The following is a 19,526-nucleotide window of genomic DNA, read 5'->3' on the forward strand; positions in this document are numbered from 1 at the left end:
CGCCGGCGGGCCCCGATCATCGACGGGCCGCCGCCGCCCCGCGAGCCCATGATCGAATACGGACATCTCACCCACGCAGGACTGCGCCGGGAACTGAACGAGGACACCTACTACGCCGATGGCGACCTCGGCCTGTGGCTGGTGGCCGACGGCATGGGCGGGCACGAGTACGGCGAGGTCGCCAGCGCGCTGGCGCGCGAGACCATCGTCCGCGAGATCCGCGACGGCACCCCGCTCGCGCAGGCCATCCGCATCGCCGACGAGGAGATCATCGGCACCTCGCGCCGTCGCAACGACGCACTGCCGATGGGCACCACCGTCGCCGCCGCGCGCGTGAAGGGCGACCGCTTCGAGGTCGCCTGGGTGGGCGACAGCCGCATCTATCTCTGGCGCGACGGGCAGCTGATGCAGCTCTCGCAGGACCACAGCTACGTGCAGGAGCTGATCGCCAACGGCGCGCTCACCCACGAGCAGGCGCGCAACCATCCGCACCGCAACGTCGTCACCCAGGCACTGGGCGTCACCGATCCGCGCAACCTCAACGTCGAAACGATCACTGGCGAGCTGCGCCCCGGCATGCAGCTGCTGCTGTGCAGCGACGGCCTGACCGAGGAAGTGGACGACCCGGCCATCGGTCGCGTGCTCGCGCGCCAGGACTGCAGCGCGCAGGAATGCGCCGAAACGCTGGTGGCCGCCGCGCTGGACGGCGGCGGCTCGGACAACATCACCGTCCTGGTGGTTCGCCGGGTCTGAGGCTCAGGCGACGGCGGGCTCGCCCACGGTGTCGGCCGCGACGTCGACGAAGCGGTCCCATACCGCGGCACCGGCCTTCTTGCGCAGCACCGCCAGCCGCCCCTCGTGCGCGGCCAGCTCCTCTGGAGTGGGCTGTACACGCGGTCGCGGGCGGTTGAGATCGATCTCGAACGGCAGCGCGTCGACCCCTGCGTCGAGGCTCACCTCGCCGAAGCCCAGGTCGGTCTGCCCCGAGGTCAGGCCGATGTAGACCTCGGCGAGCAGCTGCGCGTCGAGCAGCGCGCCGTGCAGCTGGCGATGCGAGTTGTCCACGCCCAAGCGCCGGCAGAGCGCGTCCAGCGAATTGCGCTGGCCGGGATAGCGCTTTCGCGCCAGCAGCAGGGTGTCCTCGATGCGGCAACGCGCGGAGAGACAGCCGTAATGGGCACCGCACAGGCGCAGTTCGTTGTCGAGGAAGCCGACGTCGAAGTCCGCGTTGTGGATGATCAGTTCGGCGCCGTCGATGAACTCGATGAACTCGTCGACGATCTCCGCAAAGCGCGGCTTGGCGGCGAGGAAGTCGAGCGTGAGACCGGTGACTTCGGAAGCGCCGGGCTCGAAGTCGCATTCGGGATTGATGTAGCGGTGGAACGTGCGCCCGGTCGGGCGCCGCTCCACGAACTCCACGCAGCCGATTTCGACCACGCGGCAGCCGCGTTCCCAGCTCAGGCCGGTGGTTTCGGTATCGAGGATGACCTGGCGCATGCGCGCAGTATGCCGGTCAGCGGATCAACGCGGGCGTGCGCAGCTTCTCGGCCTGCGCGCGCGCCAGCTGGTCGACGCGTTCGTTGTCGGGGTCGCCCGAGTGTCCCTTCACCCAGTGCCACTCGATCTGGTGGCGCTGCGTCGCGGCGTGCAGGCGCTCCCACAGGTCGCGGTTCTTCACCGGTTCGCCCGCCGCCGTGCGCCAGCCGCGGCGCACCCAGTTCGGCAGCCACTGCATGATGCCCTGCCGTACGTACTGCGAGTCGGTATACAGCGCAATGCTGCAGGGTTCGGTCAGCACCTCGAGCGCCCGGATCGCCGCCATCAGCTCCATGCGGTTGTTGGTGGTGTCCGGCTCCCCGCCGGAGAGCTCGCGCTCCTTCTGGCGATAGCGCAGCAGCGCGGCCCAGCCACCGGGGCCGGGATTGCCGAGGCAGGCGCCGTCGGTATGGATGTGCACGGCCTTGAGGCCGCCGGGGGTCGCGTCGGGCATCCGGACATTATTCCCGATCCTTCCGGACGGCCGCTCGTCGGACAGCCGGCTGCAGGCTGTTCATTTTCTTAACGCCCACGACATCAGGGATTTACGGACGGTTCGCCATGGTCCACGGCGGGTGAGCGTCCTGCCCGGGGCTCACCGCGGGTTGACGCGGGTCCGTCGTCGAGGGCAAGGTCGCCCCTTCTTCGGGACCAGCACCCAGCCGTTCAGCGCGTTCAGTTTCATCGGACGTCTGAGGTGGCACTAACCGACGGAGGTAATTGCCAATGCGTCTGCAGTGTCTGCCTGCGCGCGTCGACAACTACATCTGGGTACTTCGCAATGCACAGGGCCGGGCGCTGGTGGTCGATCCCAGCGAGGCCGCTCCGGTGCTCGAGGCGGCCAACGAGGGCGAGTTCGTCCCCGTCGCGCTCCTGCTGACCCACCACCACGGCGACCACGTCGCCGGTGCCGTGCCCATGCTGGCGCGCTGGCCCGCGCTGCCCGTGTACGGCCCGGACGATGCGCGCATCGACCTGCCCATGCACCGCCCCGCGGACGGCGAGGTCGTCGACTTCGAGACCTGGCGCATCCGGACGCTCCACGTGCCGGGCCACACCCGCACGCACGTGGCCTTCTTCGTCGAGGCGCTCGACGCCGGCGATGCGCCGGTGCTGTTCTGCGGCGACACGCTTTTCAGCCTCGGCTGCGGCCGCCTGTTCGAAGGCGACGCGGCGCAGATGCACGACTCCCTGGCGAAGCTCGCATCGCTTCCGCGCGAGACCCGCGTCTGCTGCGGGCACGAATACACGCTGGCCAATGCCGCATTCGCGGCGGTGGTCGAACCCGACAACACGGCGCTCCAGCGCCGCATGAAGGAGGCCCGGACCATGCGCGATGCCCACCGTCCCACCCTGCCCAGCACCCTCGGCGACGAGCTCGACTGCAATCCGTTCCTGCGCTGCGACGAGCCCGCGGTGATCGCCGCTGCCGCCCGGCGTCTTGGCCGCGCGCCGTCGGACGCCTTGGAGACGTTCGCGACGCTGCGCGCGTGGAAGGACGGGTTCGCGTCATGAACGCGGCCACCTCACGCATCCGTGGCGCGGCGCTCGCCGCGGGCCTGCTGCTGGCGATGCAGGGCACCGCCTCCGCCGCCGAGGCTGACACCCGCAGCGGACGCGAGATCTACGAGCGCTTCCGCGCCGGCCTCGCCGAGCCCGCCTGCCCCGCGACGTCGAACCGTTATGCACGGCAGTACGCCCACGCGCCCAAGCAGCTCGCCGAGCGCGACGACACGCTCGCCGCGTTCGCCCACGTAGTCGAATCCATGCGCGCCGCGCATCTGCCCACCGAGTACGCGCTGATCCCGTTCGTGGAGAGTGGCTACAAGCCCAGCGCGCGCAGCCCCGCGGGGCCGGCCGGGCTGTGGCAGTTCATCGCCAGCACCGCGCGCAACCACAAGGTGCCGATGCGCGCCGGCTACGACGGCCGCATGTCCACGGTCGATTCGACCAAGGCCGCCGTGCGCTACCTCAAGACGCTGCACGGCATGTTCGGCGGCAACTGGCGCCTGGCCGTGATGGCCTACAACGTGGGCGAAGGCCGCATCTTCTCCGCGCTCAAGCGCTCGGGGCAGAGCGCGCGCACGGCGAAGGCCGAGTCGCTGCAGGGCCTGCCCGAGATCACGCGTGCCTACGACGACAAGCTGCACGCGATCTCCTGCGTGATCGCGCAGGCCGACGACGAACCGCGCTGGCTCGCCTCGCTCGACCGTCCGGTGCGCCGCCTGGCGCCCGTCGCGACTTCGGAAGCGCTCGTCGCGCAGCACCCGGTCGACTCGGCGCGCTCGGAGAACGGCGATTCGCTGCTTGCCGGGCTGGTACCGAACGTGGTCGCGGGCGGCTCGGGCGCGGCCAGGCTGGGCTCGCCTGCGCCAGGTACGGCGTCGACCGCAGGCACCGCGTCGCCCACGGCTGCGACGGACGTGGCCGCAGGCGCCGTATCCGCGGCAGGCGCGCTCGTATCCACCGCCGCCGCCGAATCGCCGCGGCGCCATACCGTCGGCGTGGGCGACAACCTCTGGCGCATCGCCCGGCGCTACGGCGTCACCGTCGGCCACCTGCTGACGCTCAACGGGCTGGACACCGGCCGGCTGCTCGCGCCGGGCACGGTGCTCGCGATCGACGCGCTGCCGCGCCGGTGACCGCGGGTAGCCCGCGGGCCGGGCGGCGGGCACACTAGCGCCCCCGCCCGCCACCGCGGGCCTCACGACTCGGAGCGACCATGGGTTTCCTGCAGGGCAAGCGCGCACTGATCACCGGCATCGCGAGCCAGCGCTCGATCGCCACCGGCATCGCCGAAGCGATGCGGAACCAGGGCGCGGAGCTGGCGCTCACCTACCAGAACGACAAGCTCAAGTCGCGCGTGGAGGCCGCCGCCGCCGAGTACGGCAGCGGCATCGTGATTCCGCTCGACGTCACCTCCGACGAGCAGATCGCCCAGTGCTTCGAGCAGCTGGGGCAGCGCTGGGACGGCTTCGACATCCTCGTGCACTGCATCGCCTATGCCCCGCGCGAGGCCATCGAGGGCGAGTTCCTGGACGGCCTGACGCGCGAAAACTTCGCCATCGCCCATGACATCTCCGCCTATTCGCTGGCAGCCCTCGCCAAGGCCGCGCGCCCGATGATGGCCGGCCGCAACGGCTCGATCCTGACGCTGAGCTACCTGGGCGCCGAGCGCGCGCTGCAGAACTACAACGTCATGGGCGTGGCCAAGGCCAGCCTGGAAGCCACCGTGCGCTACCTCGCGCTCAACCTCGGCCCGGAAGGCACCCGCGTCAATGCGATCTCCGCGGGCCCGATCAAGACGCTCGCCGCCGCGGGCATCGCGAACTTCCGCAAGATGCTGCACCACTTCGAGACCTACGCGCCGCTGCGCCGCAGCGTCACCATCGAGGACGTCGGCAACACGGCCGCGTTCCTCTGCTCGGACCTCGCGGCCGGCATCACCGGCGAGGTCACCTACGTCGACTCCGGCTACAACATCCTCGGCATGACCGGCATCGGCGACGAGGACTGAGCCCTCGCATCGCGCCCCAGCGAAAAAGCCCGGCCTGAGCCGGGCTTTTTTTTCATGCCGGTGCCGGCCTCAGAGGTTGGTTTCGTCGATCTCGACCTTCATCCCGCGACGCATCGCCTTCACCAGCGACTCGACATCGCCCAAGCCACGCAGGTCGGCCATCTGCTGCTCGAAGGCCTCGCGCTGCGGCGGCGGCAGGTCGGCCAGCGTGCCCGGCTGCACGCGGTCGACCACGAAGACGATCGCGCGACCGTCCTCCAGCACGCGCGAGCCCGCCTTGCCGGGGTTGGCGCTGAAGAAGGCATCGGCCACCCCGTCGCCCAGCACCGGCGCGCCGCGCGGCACGCCCGTCAGGTTGCGCGGGGCGGGCAGGCCTTCGGCCGCGGCGACCTGGGCCAGCGAAGTGCCGGGCTGCACGCGCGCCACGAGGGCCTTCGCCCGCTGCTCCTGCGCCTTGCGGGCACGGTCGGCACGCACCGCCTGCGCCACGCGCTCGCGCACCTGCGCCAGCGGCAGCGTGCGCGCCGGCGAGTGGGACGCCACGCGCACCAGCACGCTGTGGTTCGGCGCGATCTCGATCGGGTCGCTGACCATGCCGTCTTCGATCGCCGATTCCGAGAACGCGACGCGCTGCACCGCGGGCGCGGCGATCACGCCCTGCCCCTGGCCACGCGCGATCGGCCCGGTGCGCTGCAGCTGCAGGCCGGCCTCGCGCGCCGCCGGCGCGAGCGACGACGGGTTCTTCAGCACGGCATCGACCACGCGCGTGCTCAGCGCGTTGAAGGCGCGCTCGCGTTCGCTCTCCGTCAGCTCGGCAGCGAGCGCCTCGCGCGCCTGCTCGAAGCTCTGCTGCTGCCCCGCCTGCACCTGGCGCAGCTGGATCACGTGCCAGCCGAACTCCGTGCGCACGGGTTCGCTGACCTGCCCGGCCTGCATCGAGAACAGCATGTCCTCGAACGGCCCGGTCATCATGCCGCGCCCGACCCAGCCCAGGTCGCCACCGGCCGACTTCGAGCCCGGGTCGTCACTGCTGGCGCGGGCCAGGGCGGCGAAGTCGCCGCCGGCACGCGCCAGCGCCGCCAGCTTCGCGGCCTCGGCGCGCGCGGCCTGCACGGCCGCCGCGGGGGCGTCCTTGGGCACCTCCACGAGGATGTGCGAGGCCAGGCGCTGCTCCTGGGCGGTGAAGCGCGAGCGCTCCCGCTCGTACTGCGCGCGCAGCTGCGCCTCGTCGATCCGGGGCGCGGGCATGGTGGCGGCATTGAGCTCGACGTACTCGAGCGTGACGGTTTCCGGCGCGCGGAAGTCCTCGGGGTGCGCGCGATACCAGGCCTGCAGCTCGGCATCCGTCACCGGCGTCGCCTCCGGCGCAGGCGCGGCGAGCTCGAGCACGCTCACGTCGCGGCGCTCGCCCATCAGGGCGACGAGGCGGGCGAACTCACCCTCGGTCACGAAGTTCGACGTGCCGACCGCACGCGCCACCATGGTGCGCTGCAGGTCGCTGCGGACCAGCTCCTCGAACTCGCGCTCCGAACGCGGCGGCTGCATGGTCGAAAGCGCCAGCCGGTAGCGCTGCAGGTCGAAGCGCCCGTTGACCTGGAAGGCCGGGATCTGCGCGATGGTCTGGCGCACCATGCCGTTTCCGACGGCGACGCCGTGCTGCTCGGCCCACAGCTGCTGCACGCGCTCGTCGACCATGCGCTCGAGCAGGCGGCGCTTGTTCTCGATCGAATCGAAGGCGCGCGCGTCGAAACGCTCGCCCTCTTCGCGGCGCTGCGTCTGGCGCTCCTGCTCGAGGCGCTCGCGGAACTCGGCCTGGGAGATCTGCACGTCGTCCCAAAGCATGCGCGCGGGCCACCAGGCCGGGGCCGAGGGCCACCAGCCCGGCGCCATGCGCACGGTCGCGACGGGCTGTTCGCGCACCTGGGTGAAGTATTCCTGCACGCCCACCAGCGCGAACGGCACGATCAGGATGCCGAGGATCACGGTGGCCATCCAGCCGGAGGTCTTGTCGCGAAGGGTCTGCAGCATGGGAAGCGGCGTCGGTATCGAAGCCCGACAGTGTAGCCGCTTCCCGGCGGCCTGCCGCCGGAGCGCAGAAACGAAAAAAGCGCCTTTCGGCGCTTTGATCGCAGTGGCGGAGCGGACGGGACTCGAACCCGCGACCTCCGGCGTGACAGGCCAGCATTCTAACCGACTGAACTACCGCTCCACGTTTGGACTACCGCAGCATCGCTGCCCGGACTTTGCGCCTCGGGGACGCCCGGTGCCCGGACCGGAAAGCGAAGGCGCCGCGAACGGCGCCTCGGACAAGTGGCGGAGCGGACGGGACTCGAACCCGCGACCTCCGGCGTGACAGGCCAGCATTCTAACCGACTGAACTACCGCTCCACGTTTGGACTACCGCAGCATCGCTGCCCGGACTTTGCGCCTCGGGGACGCCCGGTGCCCGGACCGGAAAGCGAAGGCGCCGCGAACGGCGCCTCGGACAAGTGGCGGAGCGGACGGGACTCGAACCCGCGACCTCCGGCGTGACAGGCCAGCATTCTAACCGACTGAACTACCGCTCCGCGCTGAAACTTTCCGCCTGCCGGGCCGCCGTGGTGGGTGCTGAGGGTTTCGAACCCCCGACCCTCTCCGTGTAAAGGAGACGCTCTACCACTGAGCTAAGCACCCAGCTTTGAACCGCTAGGCGGTTGCCGACCAGCCCCAACCGGCGCTGGCGGGCGAGTTCGCTAGTTTACAGCGTCCTTGAGGGCCTTGCCAGCCTTGAACGCAGGATTCTTCGAGGCCTTGATCTTGATGGTCTCGCCCGTCTTCGGATTGCGGCCCTGGCGGGCGGCGCGCTTGCGCACCTGGAACGTGCCGAAGCCTACCAGCGTCACGGTGTCGCCCTTCTTCAGCGCCTTGGTGATCACGCTCACCATCGCATCGACCGCATTCGCGGCTTCGGTGCGCGACAGCTCGGCGGCATCGGCCACCGCCGCCACGAAATCGGCTTTGTTCATTCTTCTTGACTCCCTGGGCGGCAGAAGCCGCAGACGTACTGAGGACCGGTGGAGGCACCCCGGCGGCAGGCTCCCCTGTTCGACCTGCCCGATCGGCGCATGCGCCGACGCGGTGCGCGCCCGTTATACCAGCGGCGCGAATCGGCAGGCAAGCCGGAAAGCCAGCAAGTACGCGGCTTTCCGGCTGCAGGCACGCTTTCTACGCTGTCCTCAATGCGTCACTTCGACCGGCGTATTGCTCACCGGTGATTCGAGTACGGGCATGTCCTCGGCGGGCGCCATCGGGCTGGCCGGCGGCGTGATCGGCTGCTCGAGTGCCACGTCGAGCACCTCGTCGATCCACTTCACCGCGATGATCTCCAGCCCCTTGGTCACCGACTTGGGCATGTCGACGAGGTCCTTCCTGTTCTCGTCGGGGATGATCACGGTCTTGATGCCACCACGCAGCGCCGCGAGCAGCTTCTCGCGCAGCCCGCCGATGGCCAGGACACGGCCGCGCAGCGTGATCTCGCCGGTCATGGCCACGTCGGCGCGGATCGGGTTCCTGGTCAGCAGCGAGACCAGCGCCGTCACCATCGCGATGCCCGCGGACGGACCGTCCTTGGGCACCGCGCCCTCGGGCACGTGCACGTGCAGGTCGTGCTTCTGCAGGAAGTCGATGTCGATGCCCAGCCGCTCCGCGCGGCCGCGCACGACCGAAAGCGCCGCGGAGGCCGACTCCTTCATGACGTCGCCCAACTGGCCGGTCAGCAGCATCGCGCCCTTGCCCGGCGCGAGCGCCGCCTCGATCTGCATCAGGTCGCCACCGGTCTGCGTCCACGCCAGGCCGGTGACCAGGCCGACCTCGTTCTGCTCCTCCGCACGACCGAAATCGTACTGGCGCACGCCGAGGTACTTCTCCAGGTTCTTCGGGCTGACCAGCACCGGGCCCTTGCGCACCTTGGCACCGGCGAGCGCGAGTTCCTTCACCACCTTGCGGCAGATCTTCGCGATCTGGCGCTCGAGGTTGCGCACGCCCGACTCGCGCGTGTAGTAGCGGATCGTGTCGCGCAGCGCGTCGTCGGAGACCTTGATCTCCTCCGGTCTCAGGCCGTTGGCCTTGATCTGCTTGGGCAGCAGGTAGCGCTCGGCGATGCTGAGCTTCTCCTCTTCCGTGTAGCCCGGAATGCGGATGACTTCCATGCGGTCCAGCAGCGGGCCGGGGATGTTGAGCGAGTTCGAGGTCGCCACGAACATCACTTCCGAGAGGTCGAGGTCGACTTCCAGGTAGTGGTCGTTGAAGGCGCTGTTCTGCTCGGGGTCGAGCACCTCCAGCAGCGCCGAAGACGGGTCGCCGCGGAAGTCCATCGCCATCTTGTCGATCTCGTCCAGCACGAACAGCGGGTTCTTGCTGCCGACCTTGTTGAGGTTCTGCACGATGCGCCCGGGCATGGACCCCACGTACGTGCGGCGATGGCCGCGGATCTCGGCCTCGTCGCGCACGCCACCGAGCGACATGCGCACGAACTTGCGGTTGGTGGCCTTGGCGATCGACTGGCCGAGCGAGGTCTTGCCCACGCCCGGCGGGCCGACCAGGCACAGGATCGGCCCGCGCATCTTCTGCACACGCGACTGCACGGCGAGGTACTCGAGGATGCGTTCCTTGACCTTCTCCAGGCCGAAGTGGTCGGCGTCCAGCACTTCCTGCGCGGCCTTGAGATCCTTGCGCACGCGGGTGCGCTTGTTCCAGGGCACGCCCAGCAGCCAGTCGAGGTAGTTGCGCACGACCGCCGACTCGGCCGACATCGGCGACATCTGCTTGAGCTTGTTGAGCTCGGTGCGCGCCTTGGCCTCCACGGCCTTCGGCATGCCCGCCTCGGCGATCTTGCGCGCGTACGCGTCGATGTCGTTCGGCGCATCGTCGAGCTCGCCCAGTTCCTTCTGGATCGCCTTCATCTGCTCGTTGAGGTAGTACTCGCGCTGGCTGCGCTCCATCTGCGACTTCACGCGGCCGCGGATGCGCTTTTCCAGCTGCTGCACGTCGATCTCGCCATCGACGAAGCCGACCAGCATCTCCAGGCGCGCGCCGATGCCGTGCGTCTCCAGCAGCCGCTGCTTCTCGGAGATGCGCACGGAGAGGTGCGCGGCGATGGTGTCGGCCAGGCGGCCCGGCTCGTCGATCCCGGCGAGCGTCTGCATCAGCTCGGGCGGCAGCTTGCGGTTTGACTTGACGTACTGCTCGAACAGGCCGAGCAGCGTGCGCGTGATCGCCTCGAGCTCGCGCTCGTCGCGATCGGCCTCCGGCTCGATGATCCGCGCGCGGCCCGCCAGGGCGCCGTTGCGTTCGATCACCTTGTCGACCTTCGCGCGCGCCACGCCCTCGACCAGCACCTTGATGGTGCCGTCGGGCAGCTTCAGCAGCTGCAGGACGTGCGCGAGCGTGCCCACCGGATACAGGTCATTGCCGGACGGGTCGTCGACGTCGGCCGACTTCTGCGCGACCAGCAGGATCCGCTTGTCCGCCTCCATGGCGGCATCCAGCGCGCGGATGGACTTGTCACGGCCGACGAACAGCGGAATGACCATGTGCGGAAAAACCACGACGTCGCGCAACGGCAGGACCGCCAGGTCCGTGAGCTCGCGTGCGGTGGATTCGGTCATTGAGGGACTCCCGGGATCATCGCGACCGCCAGCATGCGGCGAACGCTGAAAAAGGTACGTAGAGATGCCTGCCCAGGGCCTAAATGGGGCCCTACGGGGCGCGTTGCAAGCATGGTGCCACGGCCCGGGAACCCTCCGATCGGGCACGCCGCCGCCCAAGCGGCCGCATTCCTGCGGCAGGCGGCGCACCCGCCTGGCCGGAACGGCCGACCGCCCCCGTTGACGGGCGCCACATCGCCAGCGGGCGGGCGCCCCAACGCAAACCGGCAGCCGAGGCTGCCGGTTCGTGCGTATCGCGGGAGGCCGGCCTCAGTCGCCGGAAGCCACCTTGGCCTGCGGCGGCGGCGGGTTCTGGTAGATCAGATACGGCTCGGCCTTGTGCTCGATGACCGTCTCGTCCACGACCACCTTGCCGACGTTCTCCAGCGACGGCAGGTCGTACATGGTGTCCAGCAGCACCGACTCCACGATCGTCCGCAGGCCGCGCGCGCCCGTCTTGCGCTTGAGCGCCTTCCGGGCGATGGCCGAGAGCGCGTCGGGGCGGAACTCGAGCTCCACGCCTTCCATCTCGAACAGCTTCTTGAACTGCTTGGTGATGGCGTTCTTGGGCTCGGTGAGGATCTTCACCAGCGCCGCCTCGTCCAGCTCCTCAAGCGTGGCGATCACCGGCAGGCGGCCGACGAACTCGGGGATCAGGCCGAACTTGATCAGGTCCTCGGGCTCGACGTCGGCCAGCACCTTGCCGATGTCGGCCTTGCGCTCGCTGCTCTTGACCTTCGCACCGAAGCCGATGCCGCCGGAGTCCGTGCTGCGCTGCTGGATGATCTTGTCCAGCCCGGCGAACGCGCCGCCGACGATGAACAGGATGTTGCGCGTGTCGACCTGCAGGAACTCCTGCTGCGGATGCTTGCGCCCGCCCTGCGGCGGCACCGAGGCGATGGTGCCCTCGATGAGCTTCAGGAGCGCCTGCTGCACACCCTCGCCCGAGACGTCGCGGGTGATGGACGGGTTATCGGACTTGCGCGAGATCTTGTCGATCTCGTCGATGTAGACGATGCCCTGCTGCGCCTTCTCGACGTCGTAGTCGCACTTCTGCAGCAGCTTCTGGATGATGTTCTCGACGTCCTCGCCCACGTAGCCGGCTTCGGTCAGTGTCGTGGCGTCGGCCATCGTGAACGGCACGTTGAGCAGGCGCGCCAGCGTCTCGGCCAGCAGCGTCTTGCCCGAGCCGGTCGGGCCGACCAGCAGGATGTTCGACTTGGCCAGCTCGACGTCGTCGTTGCGCTGGCGGCTCTCGATGCGCTTGTAGTGGTTGTAGACGGCCACGGCGAGCGTGCGCTTGGCGCGCTGCTGGCCGATCACGTACTGGTCCAGGACCTCGAGGATCTCCTTGGGCTTGGGGAGATGGCTGCGGGTGGACTGCGCCTTCTCCTGGAGCTCCTCGCGGATGATGTCGTTGCAAAGCTCCACGCATTCATCGCAGATGAATACGCTCGGGCCGGCGATGAGCTTGCGCACCTCGTGCTGGCTCTTCCCGCAGAACGAGCAGTAGAGGATCTTGCTGCTTTCGCCCGTGCGGCCCTGTCGGTCGTCGCTCATGTTCTGCCTGTCGATGCGGGCGCGGGCACGCGCCCCGGTGGGACAGCCCGAGAATAGCACGCGGTTCCGGGGTCCCAAGGGCCCCGGGCGGCGGTGTCCGGGTTATGTGAAGGCGGTCCGGACGCTTCCGGACGCCGACGGTTCAGGTCGCCTGGATCGACTCGTCCGGACGGCGCTCGAGCACCTGGTCGACCAGCCCGTACTCCTTGGACGCCTGCGCGCTCTTGAAGTTGTCGCGCTCGGTGTCGCGGGCGATGGTCTCGATGGCCTGGCCGGTGTGGTGCGCCAGGATCTCGTTCAGCTTCTGGCGCAAGGTCAGGATCTCGCGGGCATGGATGTCGATGTCGGAGGCCTGGCCCTGGAAGCCGCCCAGCGGCTGGTGGATCATCACGCGCGAGTTGGGCAGCGCGTAGCGCTTGCCCTTGGCGCCGGAGGCCAGCAGCAGCGCGCCCATCGACGCCGCCTGGCCGACGCAGATCGTGCTCACGTCCGGGCGGATGTACTGCATGGTGTCGTAGATCGCCATGCCGGCCGTGACGACGCCGCCGGGAGAGTTGATGTAGAGGTTGATGTCCTTCTCGGGGTTCTCCGCCTCGAGGAAGAGCATCTGCGCGACGATCACATTCGCCATGTGGTCGTCGATCGGGCCGACCAGGAAGATCACCCGCTCCTTCAGCAGGCGCGAGTAGATGTCGTACGCGCGCTCGCCGCGGCTGGTCTGCTCGACCACCATCGGCACGAGGTTCAGGGCCTTGATGCGGTTGTCCATGGTGCGGGGGTTCCCTGGGGGTATCGATTTCGGTCCGGCCAACGTGGGGCCGGCCGGACCGTCGCGCAAGCCTCTGCGGCCGTTTACTGGCGGATCGCCTCGGCGAAGGTCAGCTGCTGTTCCGTGTGCTCGGCGCGCTCGGCGATCCAGTCGATCACCTGCTCCTCCATCACGCGCGCCTGCAGGCCCTGCATGAGGTTCTGGTCGTTGCGGTAGAGTTCGATGACCTGCTGGGGCTCCTCGTAGGTCGAGGCGATCAGGCGCAGGGTTTCGTTCACGCGGCGCGGGTCCAAGCGCAGCTCGTTGCGGCGGGCCACCTCGCCCACCAGCAGGCCCACCAGCGTGCGCTTGCGGGCCGGCTCCATGAACTGCTCATGGGCATTTTCGGGCAGGCCGCCCTGGTAGCCCTGGCGGCGGCTGTTCTCCAGCGCCTGCAGCGCCATCGAGCGCGCCTCGTTCTCGACCAGCTTGGACGGCAGCTCGACGTGCTGGTAGGCGGCCACCAGCTGCTCGCCGACCTCGCGGCGCAGGCGGTTCATGAGCGCGCCCTTGAGCTCGCGCTCGAGGTTGCTGCGGATCTCGGCGCGGAACTGCTCCATCTCGCCGCTCTTCACGCCGAAGCTGCGGATGAAGTCGGCATCGACCTCCGGGTCCACCGGCTGCGCCACGCGGGTCACGGTGATGTTGACCTGCACGGTCCTGCCGGCGTACTCGGGCACGCGCCAGTCGGCCGGGAACTCGGCATCGAACTGCTTGCTCTCGCCGGCCTTCATGCCGAGCAGGGCCTGCTCGATGGCCTCGAGCATCATGCCCGAGCCGATCACGTCGGCGCCGCGCTCGACGCCCTCGGCGGGCACGCGGGTGTCGCCGGCCTGCGACCAGGTCTCGAACTCGACCATGTCGCCCTTCTCGACGCCGCGGTCGACCGCGGTCCAGCTGCGGCGCTGCAGGCGCAGGTTCTCGATCATCGTGTCGATGTCGGCGTCGGTCACCTCCGCGGTGTGCCGCACCACCTTCAGCTTGGAGACGTCGATGTCGCCGAAGTCCGGCACGACCTCGAAATCGGCCACGAAGGCGATCTGGCCGTCGTCGCCCTGGGCGGGCTGGATGCGCGGGCTGCCGGCGATCTGCAGGTCGTTCTCGCGGATGGCGTTGCGGAAGCTGTCGCCGAGCATGCGGTCCAGGATCTCCGAGCGGACCTGCTGGCCGTAGCGCTGCTCGATGACCTTCGCCGGCACCTTGCCCGGGCGGAAGCCCTTGAGCTTGGCGCCGCGCGCGATCTCGCGCAGGCGATCGGCGACCGCCGACTCCAGCTGCTCGGCCGGGAGGCTCAGGGTCATGCGGCGCTCGAGGTTGCCGACGGATTCGACCGAAACTTGCATATCCACTCCTGCGACCGCGGCCTTGCCGCGGGACGTATCTGGCTGACGGTGCGGGACGGGCCGCCGCTGGGCGCCGCCACGTTAATGGAACGCGATAGTTTGGCGGATACGGCCGTGGGGCGCCAGCTGGAACGCAGGCCGAGGACCGGCGATGCCAGGCACCGGCCGTGCCCCGCCCCGGCAGCGCCGGCTGCAGGGGCGCCTGCGGTCGAGCGGCGGGAGCAGGCGGGGCCTGCGCAGATGCCTCACCCGTGGTCGGCGCCGCGGGTGCGCGGCAAGGGCGGCGACACCCCGGGCGCCGGGGAAACCGGCCTTGCGTGGTGCGAAAGCCGGGACTCGAACCCGGACGGGGTTACCCGCTGGAACCTAAATCCAGTGCGTCTACCAGTTCCGCCACTTTCGCGTGCGGCCGCCTGGGCCGCTCAAACAAAAAAGCACCCGGCGAACCGGGTGCTTTCGAATTGGTGGGCCGTCAAGGATTCGAACCTTGGACCTATTGATTAAGAGTCAACTGCTCTACCAACTGAGCTAACGGCCCGTGCTGCGAATTGTACCAGCTCTCGTCCTGAACACAATCGGACGAGGCGAATTGGGGTGGCTGAGGGGACTCGAACCCCCGACAACTGGAATCACAATCCAGTACTCTAACCAACTGAGCTACAGCCACCGTAAAGCTTCGTGGCGGCTGTCGGAAAGCAACAGCACGCCGGTGTTTCGGTACCGCGACGCGCGGCGGCGCGTTGTCCGTTCGCTGGCGCTCGTACCACCTTGCGCGGCGCGCCCGGCAGGACTCGAACCTGCAACCACCGGCTTAGAAGGCCGGTGCTCTATCCGGTTGAGCTACGGGCGCGTTTTCCCGAGCGGTTCCGTGAGCAACCGGGGTTGGGTGGTCGGGGCAGAGGGATTCGAACCCCCGACCCTCTGGTCCCAAACCAGATGCGCTACCAGACTGCGCTATGCCCCGGCCGGTGACTTCCGTTGCGCGCCAGCGCTGCGAAAGGCCGTCCATTTTCGGGTGCCGGACGGCGGGTGTCAATGCGGACGCGCCGCGCCCCGCCCGCTATGCTCACGGTTTCGAACGGACTGGACCCACGCATGCGCAGCGGCAACCCCGCCCTCAAGGATTCCACCTTCCTCGACCTCGGTTCCGGCACCATCGTGCGCGGCGACCGCGGCGTCATGACCCTCAACGGCGCCGTGAACAAGACCGCGTTCCTGCTGGTGCTGACACTGGCGGCCGCGCTCTATCCGTGGAGCATGTACTTCGCCGATCCCGGCTCGGCGACGGTGGGCGCGCTGGCCATCGGCGGCGCGGTCGGCGGGCTCGTGGTGGCCCTGGTGACGGTCTTCAAGAAGGCATGGTCGCCGGTGACCGCTCCGCTTTACGCCGTGCTCGAAGGCCTTTTCATCGGCGGGATCTCCGCCTCGTTCGAGGCCCGCTTCCCCGGCATCGTGATGCAGGCCGTCGCCCTCACGTTCGGCACGCTGGGCGCCCTGCTGCTGGCCTACCGCAGCGGCCTGATCCGCGCCACCGAGAACTTCAAGCTGGGCGTGTTCGCGGCCACCGGCGCGATCGCCCTGCTCTACCTCGTGAACATCGGCATGCGCCTGTTCGGCTTCGAGGGCATGGGCTTCATCCACGAGAGCGGCACGGTCGGCATCCTGTTCTCGCTGGCGGTGGTGGTGGTCGCCGCGCTCAACCTCGTGCTGGATTTCGACTTCATCGAGCAGGGCGTCGAAGCCGGGGCACCCAAGTACATGGAGTGGTACGCGGCATTCGGGCTGCTGGTCACCCTCGTCTGGCTGTACCTCGAGATCCTGCGCCTGCTGTCCAAGCTGCAGTCGCGCGACTGAAAGTCGCCGCGGGGACGAAAAAAAGGCCGCCCGAGGGCGGCCTTTTCCATGCCGGGATTCGGGCGGTCAGACGCGTCGCGCGATGGCCTGCGCGAACGACATCGTGTTGCCGGTACCGCCGAGGTCGGGCGTCAGCGAGTCCTTTTCCTCCAGCGTCTGCACGATGGCGCGGCGCAGGCGCTCGGCTTCCTCGCACTTGCCCAGGTGGTCGAGCATCTGGGCCGCGGCCAGCAGCAGCGCGCACGGATTGGCCTTGCCCTGGCCGGCGATGTCGGGCGCGGTGCCGTGGACGGCCTCGAAGATCGCCGCGTCGCTGCCGATGTTCGCGCCGGGCGCCAGGCCCAGGCCGCCGACCAGGCCGGCGCAGAGGTCGGAGATGATGTCGCCGAAGAGGTTCGTGGTCACGATGACGTCGAACTGCTCGGGCCTCATGACCAGCTGCATGCAGCAGTTGTCCACGATCATCTCGTTGCACTCGATGTCGGGGTACTCCTGCGCGACCAGGCGCGCGGTCTTGAGGAACAGGCCCGACGTCGACTTCAGGATGTTGGCCTTGTGGACGACGGTCACCTTCTTGCGGCCGGTGCGGCGCGCCAGTTCGAAGGCGTAGCGCACGATGCGCTCGGAGCCGCGGCGCGTGACCTTCTGCGTGAGCATGGCCGTCTCGCCGTCCTCCGACACCGACTGGCCCTCGCCGATGTACGCGCCCTCGGTGTTCTCGCGGACGGTGACCAGGTCCACACCCGAGGCGAAGCGCGACTTCGTGTTCGGGAACGACTTGGCCGGGCGCACGTTGGCATACAGGTCGAAGCGCTTGCGCAGCTCGACGTTGATCGAGGAGAAGCCCTCGCCGACCGGCGTGGTCAGCGGGCTCTTGAGGGCGATGCGCGTGCGGCGGATCGACTCCATCGTGGCCGCCGGAAGCAGCTCGCCGTGCTTTTCCAGCGCGACGATGCCGGCGTCGGCGAACTCGTAGGAGAGGCCGAGATTCATGGAATCGAGGACGTGCAGCGTGGCGTCCATGATCTCCGGGCCGATGCCGTCGCCGCGGATGACCGTGATGGTTTGCGTCATGGGAAATTTCCGGCAGAAGGGGCGCCAACGAACCGTACGGCGCCGAATGAACAGCCGCGCATTATGCCGGAAGGGCGACGAGGCCGCCTCTGGACGATGGTCGCGGAAGGGGAAACGGCCGCTTCAGCCGTGGTCGTGGCCCACGGGCGCGGCCGCTTCGCCGGCCTCGAGGCGGTCGAGGAAGTCGACCGCGCGACGCAGGTGCGGAATGACGATGGAGCCGCCCACCACCAGCCCCACCGAGAAGGCCTCGAACATCTCGGCGCGGTTGACCCCGGCCTGCCGGCACTGGGCTACGTGGTAGCTGATGCAGTCGTCGCAGCGCAGGACCATCGAGGCGACCAGGCCGAGCAGCTCCTTGGTCTTCACGTCGAGCGCGCCGGGCTGGTACGTCTGCGTGTCGAGCGCGAAGAAGCGGCGCACGACCTGGTTGGGCTCGGCGAGGATGCGCTCGTTCATCCGCTTGCGGAAGGCGGTGAACTCGGCGACGCGATCCTTTTCGTTCTGGGTGCTCATATCGTCTCGTTGCTGTTGAAGGCGGCGGCCGGTGGCGCGGCGGTTTCGGCCCGGGGCCCCGCCGGCCGCTTCCGGGCCGGACGGCCGGCGGCGGCGCCTCAGCCGGGGGCTTGGCCCTGCAGCAACGGATCGAGGCCGCCCGCGCGATGCAGGGCGATCATGTCGTCGTAGCCACCCACATGGGTGCCGTTGATGAAGATCTGCGGCACGCTGGTGCGGCCGGTGATTTCGGTCATCTTCCTGCGCAGCTCGGGTTCGAGGTCGACGCGCACCTCGGACCAGGTCTGGCCCTTGCTCTGCAGGAAGTTCTTGGCCGCCACGCAGTAGGGACAGACGGCCGTGGTGTAGATGACGATGTTCGCGGGCGTGCTCAACGCGGGTCTCCGACGGGAATCCACCGACTATGGCGGGCGCCCGGAGCGTTTTCCACCCCCGGACGCGGAACACTGCGGCATCGGCGCGGTCCAAGCGTTTTAACCGCCGGTTCACGCCGTGGCGGCCGCCCCGCGTCATGCTCGCCGGGCCGCCGCGGCCACTCACGAGGTTCCGCCTTGCTCCGCATCGTCCTCACCGCCGCCGCCCTCGCCTGCTCCACGGGCCTCGCTCTCGCGCAGGACAATCGCCTGCCCGACATCGGCTCCTCGGCCGGCGAGCTCATCACGCCGGCCAAGGAGGCCGAGTACGGCGCCATGCTGCTCGCGCAGCTGCGCCACTACGACTACCTGCTCGAGGATCCGCTGGTCGACAGCTGGCTGGACACCCTCGGGCAGCGGATCGCCGGCGCCAGCGACGACCCGCGGCGCGGCTACACCTTCTTCATGATGCGCCAGCGCGAGATCAACGCCTTCGCCACGCTGGGCGGGTACGTAGGCGTGAACTCCGGCCTGGTGCTGGCGGCCGAACGCGAGGACGAGGTGGCCGGCGTTCTCGCGCACGAGGTCGCGCACGTGACGCAGGAGCACGTGCTGCGCGGCGTCGAGCGCGCGCAGCGCGACCAGTTGCCGATCCTCCTGGCCATGCTGGGGGCCGTCGCGATCGCCAATGCCTCGGGCGGCAACTCGGCCGACGACGCCGCGCAGGCGGCCATCGTCGGCGCCATGGGGCTCGCGCAGCAGCGCCAGATCGACTACACGCGCTCCAACGAGTCGGAGGCCGACCGCCTGGGCATCCAGGCGCTCGCGCGCGCGGGCTTCGACCCGGCCGGCATGGCCGACTTCTTCGCGAAGATGCACGCGCGCTCGCGCACCAACGCGGCCAGCCTGTACGGCGAGACGCCCGACTACCTGCGCACGCACCCGATGACCACCACGCGCATCACCGAGGCGAAGGAGCGCGTCGAGCGCGTGCGCGCCAACCGGCCGTCCTTCTCGGCCGGGATGCGCAGCGACAACCCGCTCCTTCCGGGCGGCATCGACGTCTCGACCCGGCTCGCCAGCGGCCGTACCGGCGTGTTCGAGCTCGCCCGCGAGCGCCTGCGCGTGCTCAGCGCACCCACGCCGGCGGAGGCGATCCGCGAGTACGAGGCGCTGGCCCGCGCACGCAGCCTGACCGCCGCCGAACGCTACGGCATGGCCGTGGCGCAGCTGCAGGCCGGGCAGGCCCGGCGCGCGCTGCCGGCGCTGGCCGCGCTGGCC

Annotated in this window: 17 protein-coding genes and 9 tRNA genes; 6 read left to right on the plus strand and 20 right to left on the minus strand. The window is 69.3% G+C overall.

Annotated elements, in window-relative coordinates; all coding sequences use genetic code 11:
* Positions 1–48: 48 nt before the first annotated feature.
* Positions 49–753, plus strand: a complete 705-nt coding sequence (locus tag EYQ95_RS17935) for a PP2C family serine/threonine-protein phosphatase (RefSeq protein ID WP_132328852.1) — start codon at positions 49–51, stop codon at positions 751–753.
* 3 nt (positions 754–756) lie between these two features.
* Here EYQ95_RS17935 and dnaQ read toward each other — a convergent pair whose 3' ends face one another.
* Positions 757–1,497, minus strand: a complete 741-nt coding sequence (gene dnaQ / locus EYQ95_RS17940) for a DNA polymerase III subunit epsilon (RefSeq protein ID WP_132328854.1) — start codon at positions 1,495–1,497, stop codon at positions 757–759.
* A 16-nt stretch (positions 1,498–1,513) separates the two neighbouring features.
* On the minus strand, positions 1,514–1,990 hold the full coding sequence (rnhA, locus tag EYQ95_RS17945) for a ribonuclease HI (RefSeq protein WP_132328856.1): 477 nt from the start codon (positions 1,988–1,990) through the stop codon (positions 1,514–1,516).
* Positions 1,991–2,262: 272 nt separating this feature from the next.
* Here rnhA and gloB point away from each other — a divergent pair, with 272 nt between their 5' ends.
* The 3 genes from gloB (at position 2,263) to EYQ95_RS17960 (ending at position 5,053) form a co-directional block, all read left to right on the plus strand.
* Positions 2,263–3,051, plus strand: a complete 789-nt coding sequence (gene gloB / locus EYQ95_RS17950) for a hydroxyacylglutathione hydrolase (RefSeq protein WP_132328858.1) — start codon at positions 2,263–2,265, stop codon at positions 3,049–3,051.
* Positions 3,048–4,178 (plus strand): lytic transglycosylase domain-containing protein, encoded by a 1,131-nt coding sequence (locus tag EYQ95_RS17955; protein WP_132328860.1) that lies wholly within the window; start codon positions 3,048–3,050, stop codon positions 4,176–4,178. The genes gloB and EYQ95_RS17955 overlap by 4 nt, the downstream gene beginning before the upstream one ends.
* 80 nt (positions 4,179–4,258) lie before the next feature.
* Positions 4,259–5,053 (plus strand): enoyl-ACP reductase, encoded by a 795-nt coding sequence (locus EYQ95_RS17960; protein WP_132328862.1) that lies wholly within the window; start codon positions 4,259–4,261, stop codon positions 5,051–5,053.
* Between the two features lie 69 nt (positions 5,054–5,122).
* Here EYQ95_RS17960 and EYQ95_RS17965 read toward each other — a convergent pair whose 3' ends face one another.
* The 15 genes from EYQ95_RS17965 to EYQ95_RS18035 all read right to left on the minus strand — a co-directional run bounded on the left by EYQ95_RS17965 (position 5,123) and on the right by EYQ95_RS18035 (position 15,412).
* Positions 5,123–7,081, minus strand: coding sequence for a peptidyl-prolyl cis-trans isomerase (locus tag EYQ95_RS17965; protein WP_132328864.1), 1,959 nt, complete (start codon positions 7,079–7,081; stop codon positions 5,123–5,125).
* Positions 7,082–7,185: 104 nt separating this feature from the next.
* Positions 7,186–7,262 (minus strand) — tRNA-Asp (locus EYQ95_RS17970).
* A gap of 102 nt (positions 7,263–7,364) precedes the next feature.
* A tRNA-Asp gene (locus tag EYQ95_RS17975) sits at positions 7,365–7,441 on the minus strand.
* Between the two features lie 102 nt (positions 7,442–7,543).
* Positions 7,544–7,620 (minus strand) — tRNA-Asp (locus EYQ95_RS17980).
* A 31-nt stretch (positions 7,621–7,651) separates the two neighbouring features.
* Positions 7,652–7,726 (minus strand) — tRNA-Val (locus EYQ95_RS17985).
* Positions 7,727–7,785: 59 nt separating this feature from the next.
* Positions 7,786–8,058 carry an HU family DNA-binding protein gene (locus EYQ95_RS17990; RefSeq protein ID WP_132328866.1) on the minus strand — a complete coding sequence of 91 codons (273 nt, stop codon included), beginning with the start codon at positions 8,056–8,058 and terminating at the stop codon, positions 7,786–7,788.
* A 210-nt stretch (positions 8,059–8,268) separates the two neighbouring features.
* Entirely contained in the window at positions 8,269–10,698 is a 2,430-nt protein-coding gene (lon, locus tag EYQ95_RS17995) for an endopeptidase La (protein ID WP_132328868.1), read from the minus strand.
* 309 nt (positions 10,699–11,007) lie between these two features.
* Positions 11,008–12,297, minus strand: coding sequence for an ATP-dependent Clp protease ATP-binding subunit ClpX (gene clpX, locus EYQ95_RS18000; protein WP_132328870.1), 1,290 nt, complete (start codon positions 12,295–12,297; stop codon positions 11,008–11,010).
* 142 nt (positions 12,298–12,439) lie between these two features.
* The gene (gene clpP, locus EYQ95_RS18005) at positions 12,440–13,066 is read right to left on the minus strand and encodes an ATP-dependent Clp endopeptidase proteolytic subunit ClpP (RefSeq protein ID WP_132328872.1); all 627 of its coding nucleotides are present in this window, start codon (positions 13,064–13,066) and stop codon (positions 12,440–12,442) included.
* A gap of 83 nt (positions 13,067–13,149) precedes the next feature.
* A complete protein-coding gene (tig, locus tag EYQ95_RS18010; protein WP_132328874.1) occupies positions 13,150–14,448 on the minus strand; it encodes a trigger factor in 1,299 nt (432 codons plus the stop codon).
* A gap of 318 nt (positions 14,449–14,766) precedes the next feature.
* Positions 14,767–14,851: transfer RNA gene (locus EYQ95_RS18015), tRNA-Leu, on the minus strand.
* Positions 14,852–14,910: 59 nt separating this feature from the next.
* Positions 14,911–14,986 (minus strand) — tRNA-Lys (locus EYQ95_RS18020).
* A gap of 52 nt (positions 14,987–15,038) precedes the next feature.
* A tRNA-His gene (locus tag EYQ95_RS18025) sits at positions 15,039–15,115 on the minus strand.
* Between the two features lie 109 nt (positions 15,116–15,224).
* Positions 15,225–15,298 (minus strand) — tRNA-Arg (locus EYQ95_RS18030).
* Positions 15,299–15,335: 37 nt separating this feature from the next.
* Positions 15,336–15,412: transfer RNA gene (locus tag EYQ95_RS18035), tRNA-Pro, on the minus strand.
* Between the two features lie 131 nt (positions 15,413–15,543).
* Between EYQ95_RS18035 and EYQ95_RS18040 the strand changes: the two genes are divergently transcribed.
* Positions 15,544–16,302 (plus strand): Bax inhibitor-1/YccA family protein, encoded by a 759-nt coding sequence (locus EYQ95_RS18040; RefSeq protein ID WP_132328876.1) that lies wholly within the window; start codon positions 15,544–15,546, stop codon positions 16,300–16,302.
* Positions 16,303–16,368: 66 nt separating this feature from the next.
* On the opposite strand, the gene EYQ95_RS18045 is transcribed toward EYQ95_RS18040, so the two are convergent.
* The 3 genes from EYQ95_RS18045 to grxC all read right to left on the minus strand — a co-directional run bounded on the left by EYQ95_RS18045 (position 16,369) and on the right by grxC (position 18,290).
* Entirely contained in the window at positions 16,369–17,376 is a 1,008-nt protein-coding gene (locus EYQ95_RS18045) for an isocitrate dehydrogenase (RefSeq protein ID WP_132328878.1), read from the minus strand.
* Between the two features lie 123 nt (positions 17,377–17,499).
* Entirely contained in the window at positions 17,500–17,892 is a 393-nt protein-coding gene (locus tag EYQ95_RS18050; RefSeq protein WP_132328880.1) for a carboxymuconolactone decarboxylase family protein, read from the minus strand.
* 98 nt (positions 17,893–17,990) lie between these two features.
* Positions 17,991–18,290 carry a glutaredoxin 3 gene (gene grxC / locus EYQ95_RS18055; RefSeq protein ID WP_343142556.1) on the minus strand — a complete coding sequence of 100 codons (300 nt, stop codon included), beginning with the start codon at positions 18,288–18,290 and terminating at the stop codon, positions 17,991–17,993.
* A gap of 153 nt (positions 18,291–18,443) precedes the next feature.
* On the opposite strand from grxC, the gene EYQ95_RS18060 reads away from it, so the two are divergent.
* A partial coding sequence (locus tag EYQ95_RS18060; protein WP_132328884.1) for a M48 family metalloprotease occupies positions 18,444–19,526 on the plus strand: 1,083 nt, incomplete at its 3' end.

This window comes from Lysobacter sp. N42 (genome assembly GCF_004344885.1).

Excerpts from the sequence above, each read along its gene's own strand:
- EYQ95_RS17935 (WP_132328852.1), top strand. The coding sequence starts at position 49 with ATGATCGAATACGGACATCTCACCCACGCAGGACTGCGCCGGGAACTG.
- dnaQ (WP_132328854.1), bottom strand. The coding sequence starts at position 1,497 with ATGCGCCAGGTCATCCTCGATACCGAAACCACCGGCCTGAGCTGGGAA.
- rnhA (WP_132328856.1), bottom strand. The coding sequence starts at position 1,990 with ATGCCCGACGCGACCCCCGGCGGCCTCAAGGCCGTGCACATCCATACC.
- gloB (WP_132328858.1), top strand. The coding sequence starts at position 2,263 with ATGCGTCTGCAGTGTCTGCCTGCGCGCGTCGACAACTACATCTGGGTA.
- EYQ95_RS17955 (WP_132328860.1), top strand. The coding sequence starts at position 3,048 with ATGAACGCGGCCACCTCACGCATCCGTGGCGCGGCGCTCGCCGCGGGC.
- EYQ95_RS17960 (WP_132328862.1), top strand. The coding sequence starts at position 4,259 with ATGGGTTTCCTGCAGGGCAAGCGCGCACTGATCACCGGCATCGCGAGC.
- EYQ95_RS17965 (WP_132328864.1), bottom strand. The coding sequence starts at position 7,081 with ATGCTGCAGACCCTTCGCGACAAGACCTCCGGCTGGATGGCCACCGTG.
- EYQ95_RS17990 (WP_132328866.1), bottom strand. The coding sequence starts at position 8,058 with ATGAACAAAGCCGATTTCGTGGCGGCGGTGGCCGATGCCGCCGAGCTG.
- lon (WP_132328868.1), bottom strand. The coding sequence starts at position 10,698 with ATGACCGAATCCACCGCACGCGAGCTCACGGACCTGGCGGTCCTGCCG.
- clpX (WP_132328870.1), bottom strand. The coding sequence starts at position 12,297 with ATGAGCGACGACCGACAGGGCCGCACGGGCGAAAGCAGCAAGATCCTC.
- clpP (WP_132328872.1), bottom strand. The coding sequence starts at position 13,066 with ATGGACAACCGCATCAAGGCCCTGAACCTCGTGCCGATGGTGGTCGAG.
- tig (WP_132328874.1), bottom strand. The coding sequence starts at position 14,448 with ATGCAAGTTTCGGTCGAATCCGTCGGCAACCTCGAGCGCCGCATGACC.
- EYQ95_RS18040 (WP_132328876.1), top strand. The coding sequence starts at position 15,544 with ATGCGCAGCGGCAACCCCGCCCTCAAGGATTCCACCTTCCTCGACCTC.
- EYQ95_RS18045 (WP_132328878.1), bottom strand. The coding sequence starts at position 17,376 with ATGACGCAAACCATCACGGTCATCCGCGGCGACGGCATCGGCCCGGAG.
- EYQ95_RS18050 (WP_132328880.1), bottom strand. The coding sequence starts at position 17,892 with ATGAGCACCCAGAACGAAAAGGATCGCGTCGCCGAGTTCACCGCCTTC.